Below are 1237 nucleotides of genomic sequence, written 5' to 3'. Positions count from 1 at the left end.
ATTAAGCGCTCTCTAGAGACTCTTCGGGACTGCGCAATGAAATTTTCAATGAATAATATTCTGGAATTCAGATCAGAGGAAAGTGAGCGTCGCAAAAGGGTTGCACTTTAAAAAATCCGTGATGCCGCAGATTAATGATAGGAGCCAAAATACACTGACATACAAGTGTGGAGGTGCTACGTAAGGCCTGGCTTGCTACATTCAAAATGCCGCCCAAACTCAGACAGAAGAAGCCTTCCAGTCCTTTCCTTTGCAATTACGATCTAATGGCTTGGCTAACATTGCGGCTCCTCTCTGAGAGGAGCCGCAATGTTAGCTGAGATTTACCACATCAGGATGGTCACCGCCCAGCCGACCCACATACAGTCACTGAGAGTGGAACCAATTACTTCCAAATGCCACCTAGTTTGGCATTCGCACAAACAAGCACTCTCTATTATTCGCTGAGGCATCTTTTATGCGTATAGATTCAACCGGATCATCTCCTGCTCTACCAGAAGAGTCTGCTAAAATTCCTGAAGCTTCGCCACTGCAGCAACAATCACCAGCAAAAAACGACAGCAGCATCGCCTTCAGCTGTACTCAGAGCCAGCAGCCTATAACGTTTGGTAATGAGTCAGTAAAACCAAATGAAAATGATAAGGGCTCACTCAAGGATAAGATAGCCAGTGCTGGGGAACATCTAAAATACGTTCCGGGGCTTGGTCAAGTTTTAAAGGGCATCGGAAATAGTGATGCCGGGATTGGCAACACCATAGCCGGTGGACTTGGAGGAGTTGGGGAGGTCTTGAAGAATAATGTAAAAGGAGCAGTGGAGGGCGGCTCGTTGAATCCTCAACAGCTTTTAGTAAACGCTTATATGGCTAATGTTGAGAATTTTGATAAACCTAAAAAATGATCTCAGGGCATCACTAATGTGATGAATCACGAGCGGAATTAATAAGTGCTTGAAGGATTTGGCTACTCTAAAGGGAATCGTAATGCTTAACGTCAGTGATTTACGCAAAATCTCTTTTAGTTAAGCACCATTTAATTATCCTAAGTAGTTGTGATTCACCATATTAGAGCTGTTAGGATTTTACATAGAATGCGTCTGTCTAAACCTAGATAAAAGCGTCTTAATAGGCGCCTAAGGACGGTCTGAAGTAGCGGCGTATTAGTGAGGAATCGCCGAGCATCCCGTCGGACCCATGCAAAAACAGCCCGAATAGGTCAAAACGCAGCTATTTTAGTGCGT

The 1237-nt window shown here is 44.4% G+C and carries 1 protein-coding gene; it reads left to right on the top strand.

Annotated features, from left to right (window positions below; all coding sequences use genetic code 11):
- The first annotated feature begins 457 nt into the window (after positions 1-457).
- Complete coding sequence (locus IEX86_RS24660) at positions 458-898, top strand: hypothetical protein (protein WP_188868780.1); 441 nt, start codon at positions 458-460, stop codon at positions 896-898.
- Positions 899-1237 lie beyond the last annotated feature (339 nt).

Origin of the sequence: Pseudomonas asuensis (assembly GCF_014646755.1) — a bacterium.
GTDB classification, from domain to species: Bacteria; Pseudomonadota; Gammaproteobacteria; order Pseudomonadales; family Pseudomonadaceae; genus Chryseomonas; species Chryseomonas asuensis.
This window is presented reverse-complemented; position numbering and strand designations above follow the sequence as displayed.

Excerpts from the sequence above, each read along its gene's own strand:
- IEX86_RS24660 (WP_188868780.1), top strand. The coding sequence starts at position 458 with ATGCGTATAGATTCAACCGGATCATCTCCTGCTCTACCAGAAGAGTCT.